This is a genomic window from Gilliamella bombi (assembly GCF_900103255.1).
In the GTDB taxonomy this organism is placed as follows: domain Bacteria; phylum Pseudomonadota; class Gammaproteobacteria; order Enterobacterales; family Orbaceae; genus Gilliamella; species Gilliamella bombi.
Genome location: NZ_FMWS01000001.1, coordinates 60,844 through 74,928, shown reverse-complemented (window position 1 = coordinate 74,928; position 14,085 = coordinate 60,844). Strand labels below are relative to the sequence as shown.

The 14,085-nt window shown below is 35.0% G+C and carries 15 protein-coding genes; 5 read left to right on the top strand and 10 right to left on the bottom strand.

What is annotated here, in order from left to right:
- Positions 1-574 precede the first annotated feature (574 nt).
- Genes flgJ through flgB form a run of 9 tightly spaced genes read right to left on the bottom strand, consistent with a single transcriptional unit; the run spans position 575 to position 7,796 of the window.
- Positions 575-1,600: a flagellar assembly peptidoglycan hydrolase FlgJ gene (flgJ, locus tag B9N71_RS00350; RefSeq protein WP_085163708.1), complete on the bottom strand. Its 1,026-nt coding sequence runs from the start codon at positions 1,598-1,600 to the stop codon at positions 575-577.
- Positions 1,601-1,611: 11 nt separating this feature from the next.
- A complete protein-coding gene (locus tag B9N71_RS00345; protein ID WP_065590614.1) occupies positions 1,612-2,721 on the bottom strand; it encodes a flagellar basal body P-ring protein FlgI in 1,110 nt (369 codons plus the stop codon).
- An 11-nt stretch (positions 2,722-2,732) separates the two neighbouring features.
- Positions 2,733-3,410 (bottom strand): flagellar basal body L-ring protein FlgH, encoded by a 678-nt coding sequence (locus tag B9N71_RS00340; RefSeq protein WP_081296853.1) that lies wholly within the window; start codon positions 3,408-3,410, stop codon positions 2,733-2,735.
- A gap of 22 nt (positions 3,411-3,432) precedes the next feature.
- Positions 3,433-4,215 carry a flagellar basal-body rod protein FlgG gene (gene flgG / locus B9N71_RS00335; RefSeq protein ID WP_065590612.1) on the bottom strand — a complete coding sequence of 261 codons (783 nt, stop codon included), beginning with the start codon at positions 4,213-4,215 and terminating at the stop codon, positions 3,433-3,435.
- Between the two features lie 29 nt (positions 4,216-4,244).
- Positions 4,245-5,000, bottom strand: coding sequence for a flagellar basal body rod protein FlgF (locus tag B9N71_RS00330; RefSeq protein ID WP_085163707.1), 756 nt, complete (start codon positions 4,998-5,000; stop codon positions 4,245-4,247).
- A gap of 14 nt (positions 5,001-5,014) precedes the next feature.
- On the bottom strand, positions 5,015-6,226 hold the full coding sequence (gene flgE, locus B9N71_RS00325; protein ID WP_085163706.1) for a flagellar hook protein FlgE: 1,212 nt from the start codon (positions 6,224-6,226) through the stop codon (positions 5,015-5,017).
- Positions 6,227-6,242: 16 nt separating this feature from the next.
- The gene (locus tag B9N71_RS00320) at positions 6,243-6,962 is read right to left on the bottom strand and encodes a flagellar hook assembly protein FlgD (protein WP_034909450.1); all 720 of its coding nucleotides are present in this window, start codon (positions 6,960-6,962) and stop codon (positions 6,243-6,245) included.
- A 13-nt stretch (positions 6,963-6,975) separates the two neighbouring features.
- Complete coding sequence (gene flgC, locus B9N71_RS00315) at positions 6,976-7,383, bottom strand: flagellar basal body rod protein FlgC (RefSeq protein WP_034909448.1); 408 nt, start codon at positions 7,381-7,383, stop codon at positions 6,976-6,978.
- A 2-nt stretch (positions 7,384-7,385) separates the two neighbouring features.
- Positions 7,386-7,796, bottom strand: a complete 411-nt coding sequence (gene flgB / locus B9N71_RS00310; protein WP_034909444.1) for a flagellar basal body rod protein FlgB — start codon at positions 7,794-7,796, stop codon at positions 7,386-7,388.
- Positions 7,797-7,948: 152 nt separating this feature from the next.
- Between flgB and flgA the strand changes: the two genes are divergently transcribed.
- The 5 genes from flgA to flhA all read left to right on the top strand — a co-directional run bounded on the left by flgA (position 7,949) and on the right by flhA (position 12,820).
- The gene (gene flgA, locus B9N71_RS00305) at positions 7,949-8,608 is read left to right on the top strand and encodes a flagellar basal body P-ring formation chaperone FlgA (RefSeq protein WP_085163705.1); all 660 of its coding nucleotides are present in this window, start codon (positions 7,949-7,951) and stop codon (positions 8,606-8,608) included.
- Positions 8,609-8,686: 78 nt separating this feature from the next.
- A complete protein-coding gene (flgM, locus tag B9N71_RS00300; RefSeq protein ID WP_034909437.1) occupies positions 8,687-8,980 on the top strand; it encodes a flagellar biosynthesis anti-sigma factor FlgM in 294 nt (97 codons plus the stop codon).
- A 28-nt stretch (positions 8,981-9,008) separates the two neighbouring features.
- Entirely contained in the window at positions 9,009-9,443 is a 435-nt protein-coding gene (locus B9N71_RS00295) for a flagella synthesis protein FlgN (RefSeq protein ID WP_034909433.1), read from the top strand.
- 141 nt (positions 9,444-9,584) lie between these two features.
- Positions 9,585-10,715 (top strand): flagellar biosynthesis protein FlhB, encoded by a 1,131-nt coding sequence (gene flhB, locus B9N71_RS00290; protein WP_085163704.1) that lies wholly within the window; start codon positions 9,585-9,587, stop codon positions 10,713-10,715.
- Between the two features lie 17 nt (positions 10,716-10,732).
- Positions 10,733-12,820 carry a flagellar biosynthesis protein FlhA gene (gene flhA / locus B9N71_RS00285; protein WP_085163703.1) on the top strand — a complete coding sequence of 696 codons (2,088 nt, stop codon included), beginning with the start codon at positions 10,733-10,735 and terminating at the stop codon, positions 12,818-12,820.
- 222 nt (positions 12,821-13,042) lie between these two features.
- Here the strand turns inward: flhA and B9N71_RS00280 are convergent, their stop codons facing one another.
- A complete protein-coding gene (locus tag B9N71_RS00280) occupies positions 13,043-13,975 on the bottom strand; it encodes a hypothetical protein (protein WP_143421964.1) in 933 nt (310 codons plus the stop codon).
- Positions 13,976-14,085: the final 110 nt, after the last annotated feature.

Below are 14,085 nucleotides of genomic sequence, written 5' to 3'. Positions count from 1 at the left end.
CCGCCATTAAATCACTAAACCCGTCACCGAGTTGACTTAAAAGACGATTAAGTTCGTTTGACATGTTTGTTTCCTTTCCTTATTTATTGATTTAATTAAAATAAAATGAGAATGCATTTTGTTTGTTGTTATGACTTAAATGGTTAATGTTATTGCTTTTAGTTATCTAATATCGTCATCTAATTTAGTTATCTAATAGATAATCTAAATAAATTAAATTGTACAAAGTATAGCGCATTTTAGGGTGAATTTTAACTAATTTTTAACTATGATGTTGTTTAATATTAATAATTCAAGTTAGTTTAGTCGCGTTGTTTTTGCGGTGAAATGGTGGTTAAAAAAGCAATAATAATAACTTTACTCTTTTTGATTTGTGTATGATTTTTTTGGAATTTTTACATAAACGTAGTACACTCCTGAAAGTTTTTGACAAAATGGCACTGTCTTTATTTTTTTAGTTAAAATGTTTGTTTAGATAAGCTGTATAGAAAAATACGGAATTATTTTTGCATATTACCGTAATTTATTAAATTACGGTAAACAATGCGAGGGGTTTGTGCAAATAATCCTATTGTCAATTAAACGCAATTTGCTTAAATCCTAATACTTTTGTTGGAGGATTATTTTGGGCAATTTTTTCAATACGACCAATGATTTGAATAAGCTTATCACTATAATTTGGATCAGTTGCGTAATGTGCAGCTTGTAATTCTTTAGCAGCTGTTCTGGCATCAGGAGCTTTAATAACTGCATGATAACGAGGACTTTTAGTTAATAAATTGAGGTAGTCGGTTAATGCATGATGTTTACTATTATAGACTCTAAAATTATCTTCAATTTTCATCATTTTATTATTAACAAATTCATGTGTGGTTAAACGAGTTGAATTGCCATTCCATGATGATGTTGCTTTGACACCAAAATAATTGTGGCTTGATTGATTATTAGCGGTTTTAATTTGCTTTTGCCCCCACCCAGTTTCTAGTGCTGCTTGGGCAATAATAACCTCATACGGAATACCAGATTTTTTAGCAGCTTGCCTAGCTGGCTCTAGCCATTCCATAACAAATTTTGTGACATAATCTTCGTTTACATTATCAAATTGTGTATTTGATATTGCCTCGTTATGTTTAATTTCAGCTGCTTTGTTAGCATTATAGTTACGATATAGTATTTGCCCTAGCGCTTCAGGCGATAAATTAGGTGATGCATTACTAAATAAAGATTGAGCTAATTGCAGATTTTGCTGAGTATTGGTTGTATTAGATTGTAGGTTAACATTAATTGATGGTGAAACTTTATTAGTTAACTGTTTAATAAGCATATCTGCTAATCCAAACCCTTTACCCGCTGCTTGCTGTGTAATTTGTTGGTCAAACATTGAAGTAAATAGTTGTGTAGCAGACTGGCTAAATAAACCACTTTCAGGTACAGCCTTTCGCATACTTTGCATCATCATATTAATAAATAATGACTCAAACTGCTGAGCAACTTGCTTAATACCTTCAGCAGAGCCATTAACTACATTTCGCTTTAATTGATTAATATCCGAAAAATCATAAGCGAAACGATTCAAAGATTGTCCAATTTTATTATTCATAAAGTCTTTTTTTAGATAGTTTCTAAGGAAGCATGTAAACAACCAGCTGTTTTTAGCGCTTCAAGTATTGACATTAATTCTGTAGGATTAGCACCTAATACATTTAGCGAATTAATAACATGATTTAAATCAGCGCTAGAGGATATATTGTGTAAAGCCCCTCCTTCTTGTGCAACGCTAACTTGATTATCTGGTGTAACGGTTGTTGTACCTCCTGCTAGTGGAGTGTTGGGTTGACTTACCTTTAATTTGTTATTTACCACAACAGATAAATTACCATGTGCAACCGCACAATTATCTAATTTAACCTTTTGATTCATAACTACAACACCGGTTCTAGTATTTATAACGACTTTTGCTGAAACTGGCGTAGCACTAATTTCAAGATTTTGTATTCGTGAAAGCAGTTGTACTCGTGCACTACTTTCTTTTGGCATATGTAATGCTATCGTTGTACCATCTAATGCTACTGCAGTATTTTTTTGTAACCTGTTAATTGCATTAGATATTTTCAATGCTTGAGTGAAATCAAATTGATTAAGGTGTAAATGGATAATATTTTGTTCATCTAAACGAGTTGCAAGCTCTCTTTCTATGGTTGCACCATTAGGTATGGTTGCCCCTGCAGTTTGATTCACACTTACACTGCTACCTTTACTACTTGCACCCATTCCACCTACAAAAAGGTTACCTTGCGCAATAGCATATACTTGATTATCGACACCTTTTAGTGGCGTCATAATCAATGTGCCCCCACGCAAGCTTTTTGCATTACCGAGCGAGGATACCACCACATCAATTTGTTGCCCTACTCGAGAATAAGAAGGTAATTTAGCCGTAACCATAACAGCAGCAACATTTTTTAATTGCATATTGCTTCCAGACGGTACGGTAATACCTAATTGAGATAACATGTTAGTAATACTTTGAATGGTAAAAGGTGTTTGTGATGTTTGATCACCTGTACCATCAAGACCGACAACAATACCATATCCAACCAAGGCATTTTCTCTTACACCTTGAATGGTGACTAAATCGCGGATACGTTCAGCATGGCTCGCCGGTATCACTAATACCATCATAAAGACAAAATAAACAAAAATACGCAATTTTTTTAACATAATGATACTCGTTAAAAAGGGGAAAGATTTAAAAATAGGCGCTGTAACCAACCCATCGTTTGGGCTTCATCAATGTATCCATTACCAACATACTCAATTCGAGCGTCAGCAACTTGCGTTGAGATAACAGTGTTATTTCCACTAATTGTTCTTGGATTAACTACCCCAAAAAAACGGATAAACTCGGTACCTTGATTAATCGCAATCTGTTTTTCACCAATCACTTTTAAATTACCATTGATCATGACATCCTGAACCGTGACGGTGATTGTGCCACTAAAGGTATTTTTAGCGTTAGCCCCGCCTGATCCCTTAAAATCATTATTTCCAGACATTTCAGTACTAGCTTTACCTCGACCGACTAACCCATCAAGAAATTTAGGTATCGTTTTTACCCCTAGATCCACCGAACCATTTCGTCCTGCATTAATCGATGAACTTTTACTAGCACTGACATTTTCTTGTAAAACAATGGTTAATACATCGCCAACATTACGCGGGCGACGATCTTCAAACATTGGTTGGTAACCATAGCTACTAGGCTGAGCAGCTTGATAAATTGAACCTGTCGTATTTACATTGTCTGGCAATTTGGGGACAACACTTGTTTCACCTTCAACTAAAGGCTTTTTAGGCAATTGTGCACAGCCACTGAAAAAAAATGCTATTAAAATATAAAAATATCTCATTACCTTTAGCATATTGTTAACTTTACAGTTGATTTAAACGTTGTAGCATTTGATCAGAGGTTGATATTGCTTTGCTGTTAATTTCGTAAGCACGTTGAACTTGAATCATATTCACTAGTTCTTCAGCAACATTAACGTTAGATGTTTCGGTATAGCCTTGATATAAAAGCCCTGCACCGTTTAATCCTGGCGTATTTTCCGTTGGCGCACCTGAACTTTCTGTTTCTAAGTAAAGATTTTCCCCCATACTTTCAAGTCCAGCATCATTAATGAAAGTATGTAAAGTTAGTTGCCCAACTTGGACTTGTGTTGATTGATTAGCTAATGTCACATTTACTACACCATCGCGCGCTACCGTCATTTTGATTGCATTGGATGGAATACTAATTGTTGGTTGAATTTCGTATCCTGCTGCAGTCACCAATTGACCATTTTGATTAACTTGAAAAGCACCACTACGAGTATAAGCTTGTGTACCATCGGGTAATAAAACTTGGAAAAAACCTTGCCCATTAATAGCAATATCACTACTGTTATCAGTTGCCTCTAAATTACCTTGGCTATGAATTCGTTCTGTCGCAACAGGGCGAACTCCTGTACCAATCTGTAACCCAGAAGGTAATGTTGTTTGCTCAGATGATTGTGCTCCAGGTTGGCGAACAGTTTGGTATAATAAGTCTTCAAATACCGCTCTTTGTTTTTTAAAACCATTGGTACTAACATTGGCTAAATTATTGGAAATAATATCCATATTCATTTGTTGTGCCGTTAAGCCTGTTTTGGCAATCCATAATGATTTAATCATTGTTATTCCTGTCTAATGTATTGATAAATTTAAGTTAGAGATAAAATTTGGTTTGCTTTTTGTGCATTTTCATCAGCAGTAATAATTTCTTTCATCTGCATTTCAAACTGGCGAGCATGACTAATTAAATCAACCATAGCCGTAACAGGGTTCACATTACTCCCTTCTAATACACCTGACATAAGCTTAGCTTTTGGATTGTCTGGCATATTCTCACCACGTTCATTACGTGTTTCTTCCGTTAGTCGAAAAAAACCATCATCACCACGTATAATTTCATTATGCTCAAGATGGACTTTCTTTATTTTACCTACTTGAGCAATGGTCGTAGGTTTATCACCTGCACCTAATGTGGAAAGTGTTCCATCACTACTAATACTGATTTGAGATCGTTGAGGCACAGTCAAAACACCATTATCACCAATTAATGGATTACCTTGTATGTTAAGAGTACCATTTTCATCAATTTGAATTGCTCCATTTCGTGTATAAGCTTCGCTACCATCAACTAATTGTACAGCTAGCCAGTGATCCTCAGTTAAAGCAACATCCAAGTTTCGGCCTGTGTAATTAAATGCCCCCATTGTTGAATCAAAAGTGGGAGTTGTTGCTGTTACCATGGTTCGTGTAGGTGTATCATTCCCCACAACAGGAACTGCTTTCATCGTCGTTAACTGTGCACGAAACCCCACTGTGGATACATTAGCTAAGTTATTAGTAGTAATTGATTGCCGATTTAATGTCTGGCTAGCTGCTGACATTGCTGTATAAATAACACGATCCATAAATAACCTTTAAATTAACGCAAATTGACTAATGTATTTAGAATTTGATCCTGCGTTTTAATTGTTTGTGAATTAGACTGGTAATTGCGCTGAGCAACAATCATATTCACTAATTCCTGACTCATATCAACATTTGACGACTCTAGTGCACCGCTCGCTAACGAACCAAAAGTACCAGAATTTGCACTGCCCAATACTTCTATACCAGAATTAATAGTTGTCCTCCAGTTATTGTTGCCAGCAGGTTCTAGCCCATTAACATTGGCAAAATCAGCCATTGCTATTTGACCTAATAACATTGTTTGTTGGTTAGAATAGACACCATAAATAGAACCATCATCATTAATGCTATACCCGACCAAATCTCCAGGAGCATATCCATTCACAACAGGGTTTTTAATACTACCCAATTCTTTTCCCATATTTTGTTGAGAACTTTTGGCTAATGATAAAGTAAAGCTATTATCAGCAGATCCATTTATCCCATTAATATCGATGGTCATTTCGGGATCACTAATCAATTTACCAGAAGAATCAAATTCCATTTCTCCCGCTTTTTGCAAACTTCCATTAGGATCACTGCTATCAAGATAATGAACATCCCATTGGTTATCAGCGGTTTTAACGTAAAAGAGCTGAATATTGCGTTGATTACCAAGCGAGTCATAAGTAGTAATGGTCGTAGAATAATTAAATGTATCGGCATCAAGAGCATTGACAGGTTGTTTTGCCGGAACTTTACTATTGGAATTTAAGTTTGTTTGCAAAGAAGCCTTGGTTGTCGCTGATGCATTTAGCATTTCTTGCGAAATTTTTAATGTACCTGGAGCTGCACCTTGCTGCACTTGAGGTGGAGTTCCGGTTGCAAGATAGCCAGTCAGATAAAGACCATCAGCAGAAATAATATTTCGTTCGGAATCTAATTGAAACTGTCCATTGCGGGTATAATAGGCTTGCCCATTACTATCCACTAAACGGAAAAATCCATTGCCAGAAATAGCCACATCTAAACTATTGTTGGTTGTTGTAGCTATCCCATCATTAAAGTTTTGCATAATCGCAGCCACTTTAACCCCCATACCAACTTTTGAGCCAGCATAGATATCAGCAAATGAGATACTAGCACTCTTAAATCCTACTGTTGCTGAATTGGCAATATTATTCCCAATAACATCTAATTGCTTTGATGCAGCATTCATACCACTCACTGCTTGAGAAAATCCCATCTGAACTTTATCTCCTTTAAAGAATTTGACGTACTTCGTCAATACTAATTGAACCAAGTATTCCTAAATCAAGTAATACTTTATTATTAACTTTACTATTGATAACACCATATACTACTGAATAAGATAATGATGTTGATGATACTTTTTTCCCGTCATAACTTGCATTAACTGAAAAAGTATAACTGCCATCTAGTGCATTCGTCCCATCATTTAGCACACCATCCCAAGTGAAAGAACTAACGCCTGCTGGAATTGCGCCTAAATCAACTTCACGAACTACATTGCCATTTTCATCTTGAATAGTAATAATTACTGAGTCAGCTTCATGTACCAACTCAAAACCAAATGGCGTGGTAACGGTTTCTTCTTTTGAGTCTGAACTTTCAGATTCTGAGGTTGCAACTAAAATTTTATTGCCAGGAACCATCACTCCCTTGCCAATCATATTACTGGCATTGACTGATAAACTATCATCAATCTGACCAGAAACCATTCCTAACGTTGTATTAAGACGTTCTATACCTGCTAAAGTATTGATTTGAGCTAGCTGTGATGTTAGCTGACTATTATCCATTGGATTAGTTGGATCTTGGTTCTTCATTTGTGCAATTAATAACGTTAAGAAATTATCTTGTAATTCTTTACTTGAGTTACCATCAGATGCCGTTTTTTGTGTCGTTTGAGGTTTTGTTATCCCCGATGATTCTGAAACAAGAACATTAGCTATACCCATCAACCACTCCTTTTTATTGCCCTAATGCCAGTGTTTTTAACATTAAATTTTTGGCGGTATTAATTACTTCTATATTTGCTTGATAACTTCGTGATGCTGAAATGGTATTAACCATTTCGGCAACCACATCGACATTAGGTTTCTGAATATATCCTTTAGCATCGGCCAATGGATGATTAGGTTCATAAACCAAATTCATTGGTGAAGGATCTTCAATAACTTGTGACACTTTAACCCCTGCAATTGGGTTAAGTTCACCATTATCATCCACTTGAAAAATAACCTGCTTAGCTCGATAAGCTTTGCCTGAAGTACTGGTAATACTGTCTGCGTTAGCTAAATTACTAGCACTTACATTCATTCGTTGTGTTTGTGCCAATAATGCCGAGCCTGAAATTGCAAAAATAGAAAAACTCATCATGATTATCCTTGCTGTAATACCGCCATAATATTTTTAAATTTTTCACCTAAAAACGTTAAATTACTTTGGTAGTGAATACTATTATCAATAAAAGCTGTACGTTCTTGATCCATCTCGACCGTATTACCATCTGCCGCAGCCTGATAAGGTATACGATAAAGTACATCATGATTTGTCATGATTGGTGCTTTTATCTGAATATGATGATTTGAAGTGATATTAAGTCCAACGTTATTAATCTTATTCTGATTGTTAAGTGCTTTGCTTAGCTCAGCATTAAAATCAATATCTCGAGCCTGATAGTTAGGCGTATCGCTATTTGCAATATTTGCAGCTAATATATTTTGTCGTATTTCACGTATATTTAATGCTTGCTGATGAAAATTAACCCATGTATCTAATTTATCAAACATAAAATCATCTCATTTTTTTTGATAATGAGAATTTTAAGCGAATAAAAAAAAAGTTATTGCGCAAATAACGATAAAAATTGCCCTTATTTCAAGATTCATTTCTTGCAATCATAAAGTAAAATCAGCTTATGAATAATTTAGAATAAATAAGCATGATTAAAATCGCAAAATTGATACTCGCTATTTTTATACTATTTAGTTGGAATAATGTTTTAGCAAATTCGCTTGATAAACAGATTAACAATTTAATATCACAGCAATTTGGTCATAAAGCGGACGACATTTTAATTACTTATCTTACTGCTAAACCGCAATTAAATTGTAAGACTCCAACACTCTCTTTATTAAATAAAAAAAAACATTGGGGTAACATGACTATCAGTGCCCAATGCAATAATAAAAAAAAATTTATCCAGATTAATGTTGCTGTCAAAGGGAACTATATTGTAGCTAAACAAGCAATAAGTGCAGGGACGGTAATCAACGAAGATTATATACAGATACAATCAGGTTGGTTGGATAAACTACCTTCGACTGTTATTTTGGATGGAGTTGACGCAATTAATCATATAGCTTTACGAAATATCAATTTGGGTGAACCAATAAAAACAACAATGCTTCAAAAAAATTGGCAGGTGAAAGCAGGACAAATAATTAAAGTAATAATAAATGGAGAAGGTTATGAGATAACAACTAATGGCAAAACACTTAACAATGCTATATTAAACGATAAAATAAAAGTTAAACTAAATTCTGATAAAATTGTTGAAGGCACGTTAACTCACCAAGGTGTAATAATTTTCAATAAATAATATTAATGATTTTTTTATTATTGCCGATAATAAAATTATACAAATCACTTAAATCTTAAATTTGATTAAAGGTATTTTATGACTATAGATGCAACTAAATCCGTTACAGCCATAACAGGGCTAGTAAGCCGCGATGTAATTAACGAACAACAAAATACTCACAATGCATCTGTACAAACTAAAAACAGTACTAATGTAAGTACTAACGTGAGTATAAATCAAAATTCAATACACCTTTTACATTCAACCAACAAAGATATCGATGTAGAAAAAATTGAAAAAATAAAACAGTCCATATCCAACGGAACATTGGTTATTGATACACATAAAATTGCAGATAAATTAATTAAACAATTACTAGAAGATTTTTAAAAATAAGACAGAATTATAAGGATAAAAAATGTTAGCACTTAATGACATCCTAAATAAAATAGCTGAGATGTTACAAACAATTTCAGAAATTCTACAATCAGAGCAAAAAATATTAATTGAAAATAGTTCAACAAACCAGTTAAGTGAAACTATTAACAAAAAAAGCCAATTACTAATTCAACTAAAGCTACTGGATGAAGAACGCATAAAACTAAGTGAACAATTTAATATTCAACCACCCTATAAAGAAAATCCTACAATCGAAGCTCTTTGGCTATCAATTACTGATACAACAAAATTATTAGCAGATATAAATCGTGATAATGGGCTAATTATTCAAAACCGCATGAATCTAACCCAGCAATCAATCAACTATCTTAAAAGTATTAAAAGTCCTGCTGTTTATACTAATAGTGGCTATCAACAAACTGAAATTATTTCGTCAAAACGAGCCAAAGTTTAAATAATTAATATTTATTGACGGTAAACGCCATAAATACCCCCTAAAATGCCCTCTTATTAAGCCAACAACCCAGTAGTAATTAGTTCATACTGTTAGTATTGTAAATCTTTATTAAACTATAGCGTTTTATTTAACTTCATCATGGCTGACGATAGTGATCTAGATAAAAGCGAACACCCCACCGATAGCAAAATAAAAAAAGCTAGAGAAAAAGGGCAGATCCCTCGTTCTCGTGAATTAACTTCGTTATTAATTTTGTTAATAGGTATTATTTTATTTGGATTAATGGGATCACACTTAGTTAACCAGTTAACTACGATCATTAAAACAGCAATGAAGTTTTCGTATAAAATAGAGGATGATAAATTAATCGTCTTCAATTTAGTTAACTTATTAACCGATGGTTTTTGGGCAATTGTACCCATTTTTTTGGGTCTAGTTATCGTTGCTATATTTGCGCCACTTTGTGTCGGCGGTTTACTATTTAGCCTGCAATCAATTAAGCCTAATTTTCAAAAACTAAATCCGATATCTGGATTTGGTAGAATATTTAGTATTAGAGTTTTTTCTGAATTACTAAAAAGCATACTTAAAGTTATTTTTATTTCTATAGCTTCAACATTGTTTGTAATGCACCATTTTCCTCACATGCTTTCGTTACCCAATATGCATTTAAATAGTGCATTAACTACAGCAATACAGCTGGTGATTCTTTGTGGAATTTTTAGTGTTATATCTTTAATACCCATGGTTGGTTTTGATATTTTCTATCAAATATGGAGTAATTTAAAGAAACTGAAAATGTCAAAACAAGAAATTAAAGATGAATTTAAAGAACAAGAGGGAAACCCACAAATCAAAGGGCGCATTCGTCAAATGCAACAGACTATTGCTAGACGCCGTATGATGAAAGATGTACCTAAAGCTAATGTGATTATTACCAACCCAACGCATTATGCCGTCGCTCTGCAATATGATGAAAAAACAATGATTGCTCCAAAATTATTAGCGAAAGGAACAAATAAAATTGCGTTACGCATCAAAGAAATTGCTAATGAACATAATATCCCCCAGTTAGAAGCACCACCACTTGCCCGTGCTTTATACCGTCATGGTGAAATAGGCGAAACAATACCAACCGAATTATATACCGCGGTTGCCCAAATTCTAGCGTGGGTTTATCAATTGAAACATTGGTATAAATATGGTGGCGATAAACCAATAGCGCCAAATAATTTACCCATACCTGAGTCATTATCCGTAAATAAATAAAGGTAATAACTAGTCTTATGATTAAATCTAAACTACTTAATTTATTATCAACCAATACATTAAAAAATGGGCATTATCAAGTCTTAGCTGGACCATTGCTAATTTTATTGATTCTTTCGATGATGGTATTACCACTACCTGCATTTATTTTGGATCTGTTTTTTACTTTTAATATTACATTATCAATTATCATCTTGATAGTAGCATTGTTTACTAAAAGAGTGCTTGATTTTGCAGCATTCCCGACCGTTTTATTATTTGCAACTTTATTAAGATTATCGTTAAACGTTGCTTCTACGCGGGTCGTTTTATTAAAAGGTCACACTGGTAGTGCTGCTGCTGGGCGGGTTATTGAGGCTTTTGGACACTTTTTGGTTGGTGGTAATTTTGCTATTGGTATTGTGGTATTTATTATTTTAGTCATTATCAACTTTATGGTCATCACCAAAGGAGCAGGTAGAATAGCTGAAGTGGGCGCACGCTTTGCGTTAGATGGCATGCCCGGAAAACAAATGGCTATTGATGCTGATCTGAATGCGGGTTTAATTGGTGAAGATGAAGCTAAAGCCCGCCGAGCCGAAGTTTCTCAAGAAGCCGATTTTTATGGGTCAATGGATGGTGCCAGTAAATTTGTACGTGGTGATGCGATTGCGGGATTATTAATAATGGGTATAACCATTATTGGGGGGTTATTAGTTGGAGTTGTTCAACACGGTATGGCTTTTTCTGATGCTAGCGAAACCTACGTTTTACTAACTATTGGTGATGGTTTGGTAGCACAAATACCATCACTCATTATTTCAACCGCAGCTGGCGTTATTGTTACTCGAGTCACATCACAAGATAACATCAGTGATCAAATGATTACACAGCTTTTTAATAATCCACAAGTATTGATTTTAACAGCTGTCGTCATTGGTTTACTTGGACTAATTCCAGGTATGCCAAATTTAGTTTTTCTACTCTTTACTGCTATTTTATTAATCATATCTTGGTGGTTAACTAAACAGAAAAAGACTGAACAAAAAGTAGCACCCAAACAAGCTAATGTACAAGCAACCACGCCAGCTAATATAGAAGCAACATGGTCAGATGTTAATATTGAAGATATATTGGCAATGGAAGTTGGTTATGGATTAATTCCCATGGTAGATCAAACTCAAAATGGTGAGTTGTTAGGGCGAATTCGTAGTTTACGCAAAAAATTTGCTCAAACACTGGGTTTTTTACCACCTCAAGTTCATATAAGAGACAATCTTTCATTAGCACCTTATCAATATAAGATATTTATAAAAGGTGGTGAAATTGGCAAAGGTGAAATTGTTAATAATAAATGGTTAGCGATCAATCCCGGTAATGTAACTGAAACCATTGAGGGCATTCCAACAACCGAACCTGCCTTTGGATTACCAGCGATATGGATAGATGAAAGTAATAAAGAAAATGCACAAATATTGGGGTATACCGTTGTTGATACAAGTACCATGATTGCTACTCATTTTAATCATTTATTACAGCAATTTGCTAGCGACTTATTAGGACGTTTAGAAACTCAAGAACTGCTCGACAGAATAAAACAAGATATGCCGAAATTAGTGGAGGACTTTATTCCTGGTGTTGTTACACTAACCACATTTCATAAAATATTGCAAAACTTGATCGCTGAAAAAGTGTCAATCCGTGATATGCGTACCATTATTGAAACCATCTGTGAGTACGCACCAACCCAAAATGATGCTTATCAGCTACTAAGTATGGTAAGAATTGCTTTAGGAAGAGTCATCACACAACAATGGTTTCCTGGATCTGAGCCAATCAATGTAATAGGATTAAATATCAATTTAGAACGTTTGTTATTACAAGCACTCCAAAATACCAGCAATGTTGAACCAGGGCTAGCCGAACACATTGTCGAGCAAATTAAACAAGCCATTCATCAACAAGAAGCTATCGGTGCACCACCAGTGTTATTAGTGAACCATTCATTAAGACCTATGCTTTCACAATTTCTAAGACCAAACTTTCCTCAATTAGTGGTGCTATCGAATTTAGAAATCACCGATAATCGAGAGATAAAAATGAGCACGCAAATTGGCACAGAATAGTTACTTTATAATACTAATAATGAAGTGTTTCAGTTAATAAAAACTAGAAACACTCATTTCTAAATTACCTACACGGCATTGAAGTCTGCGATCCCTTTTATTGTTTTTACGTCATATTTCTAAACCGCCTACACGGCGGTAAACAATTTTATGATAGTTAAAGTATCAAAATAGGTGTTTCTAAATATTGGCCTCGGCGACCTAATGACTAAGAAATAAGAACTAAGGTTTAAGGTTTGAGACGCAAGCAACACCTGCTTCGGTTTTCGGGTGGCGGCTACCGATGCTGCCATCACTCAAGTCCACAATGAACTGCTCGTGCCCCGCCACATCGCTCGTCCAATAGTAGGTGTGAAGAAAGCCAGCATCATCACCAATACCACCAATGATGTAAATGAACAAGTCGCCCCACTCGGAAGAAAGACCTGCATCAATATGACGCATGTAATGATTACCTGGTGAAGATGGATTAGCGCCTACTGATGGACCAAATTTTGTAACCGCATTGGTTAAATCCCTGACCCTTGGCATCTGGTAGCCTATATTATTACACCATGCTAAATGGTCACTATAGGTTCTCCTTCGAACAGGAAGATGACCATCCCGCACGACGAACCACTGCTTCAACACAAATCCATATTTTACTACCTCAATGCCATATCTATCTCTACCCACTAACTCAAACGTCTGCGGTAACTTTGGCTTAGCAATTGGATTAGGATGAGGATTGTCCCATTGATTTCTTGCATCTGGACCTGTTAGCATAACACGAATTACAAAACTAGAATCATGAACCCAACTGTGAATACCTGGCATAAGTTTCATTCTTGCGGTAATTCCCTCATGCGTAACTGGTTCCCATGTCAATTCAGCGAAATCTCCCGATATGACTAAATCAAAAAATAAAAAATTCGCTCCTGTAGTTGGAAAATTGAGGTTGTATGATTCAGGATCGATTGATTGAACTAAGAAGCCCTTCTTAGGATTCCATATGTCAGCAGGACCTGCGTATCTACCTTCGCTAAAATATAGATTCGGCCTTGCATAATGGATAACTGCCGACGGTATTATTATTGCATCACTACGATTACCCGTTCGAACCTTTTTGCCATTCGCCTGTACATTCCATAAAGAAGACAATAATAACAATATCAATACTAACGGAACTTTTCGGAATAATTTTGATAATAATTTGAAAAATAACTTTGAAGATATAAACGTGGCGGGGTTAAAAATCCAACTAGTGTGTTTATCTGATAAATTTA

What these genes read in the sequence shown, in the direction of transcription:
- flgJ (WP_085163708.1), bottom strand. Translation starts at nt 1,600, where the DNA reads ATGAATAATAAAATTGGACAATCTTTGAATCGTTTCGCTTATGATTTT.
- B9N71_RS00345 (WP_065590614.1), bottom strand. Translation starts at nt 2,721, where the DNA reads ATGTTAAAAAAATTGCGTATTTTTGTTTATTTTGTCTTTATGATGGTA.
- B9N71_RS00340 (WP_081296853.1), bottom strand. Translation starts at nt 3,410, where the DNA reads ATGAGATATTTTTATATTTTAATAGCATTTTTTTTCAGTGGCTGTGCA.
- flgG (WP_065590612.1), bottom strand. Translation starts at nt 4,215, where the DNA reads ATGATTAAATCATTATGGATTGCCAAAACAGGCTTAACGGCACAACAA.
- B9N71_RS00330 (WP_085163707.1), bottom strand. Translation starts at nt 5,000, where the DNA reads ATGGATCGTGTTATTTATACAGCAATGTCAGCAGCTAGCCAGACATTA.
- flgE (WP_085163706.1), bottom strand. Translation starts at nt 6,226, where the DNA reads ATGGGATTTTCTCAAGCAGTGAGTGGTATGAATGCTGCATCAAAGCAA.
- B9N71_RS00320 (WP_034909450.1), bottom strand. Translation starts at nt 6,962, where the DNA reads ATGGGTATAGCTAATGTTCTTGTTTCAGAATCATCGGGGATAACAAAA.
- flgC (WP_034909448.1), bottom strand. Translation starts at nt 7,383, where the DNA reads ATGATGAGTTTTTCTATTTTTGCAATTTCAGGCTCGGCATTATTGGCA.
- flgB (WP_034909444.1), bottom strand. Translation starts at nt 7,796, where the DNA reads ATGTTTGATAAATTAGATACATGGGTTAATTTTCATCAGCAAGCATTA.
- flgA (WP_085163705.1), top strand. Translation starts at nt 7,949, where the DNA reads ATGATTAAAATCGCAAAATTGATACTCGCTATTTTTATACTATTTAGT.
- flgM (WP_034909437.1), top strand. Translation starts at nt 8,687, where the DNA reads ATGACTATAGATGCAACTAAATCCGTTACAGCCATAACAGGGCTAGTA.
- B9N71_RS00295 (WP_034909433.1), top strand. Translation starts at nt 9,009, where the DNA reads ATGTTAGCACTTAATGACATCCTAAATAAAATAGCTGAGATGTTACAA.
- flhB (WP_085163704.1), top strand. Translation starts at nt 9,585, where the DNA reads ATGGCTGACGATAGTGATCTAGATAAAAGCGAACACCCCACCGATAGC.
- flhA (WP_085163703.1), top strand. Translation starts at nt 10,733, where the DNA reads ATGATTAAATCTAAACTACTTAATTTATTATCAACCAATACATTAAAA.